A 246-nucleotide genomic window follows, 5' to 3' on the forward strand; every position below is an offset into this window, starting at 1 on the left:
GGCATACCCCGTAACCCATTTATTAATGCGGGTGCCATAGTTACCTGTGATGCTTTATATAGTCGCTTATCAGCACCCATGCACTCTATGCTGGAAACATTTCGCGATTTATCTGGTAATCGAAGTATCGTAATAGATAAGCAAGTGGCTAATTCAGAGTATGAGTTTAGGCATCGAAATGCGGCAATGGCACACTTAATGAAATCATTCGGTAACTTTGAAAATGAAGTTGATGATGTGCTGTGG

General features: G+C 41.1%; 1 protein-coding gene. It reads left to right on the forward strand.

Going from position 1 to position 246, the window contains the following annotated elements; all coding sequences use genetic code 11:
* On the forward strand, positions 1-246 hold a 246-nt coding region (locus AAEY75_RS16565), incomplete at both ends, for a glutaminase (protein WP_352260255.1).

Origin of the sequence: Psychrobacter sp. TB55-MNA-CIBAN-0194 (genome assembly GCF_040309505.1) — a bacterium.
In the GTDB taxonomy this organism is placed as follows: Bacteria; Pseudomonadota; Gammaproteobacteria; order Pseudomonadales; family Moraxellaceae; genus Psychrobacter; species Psychrobacter fozii.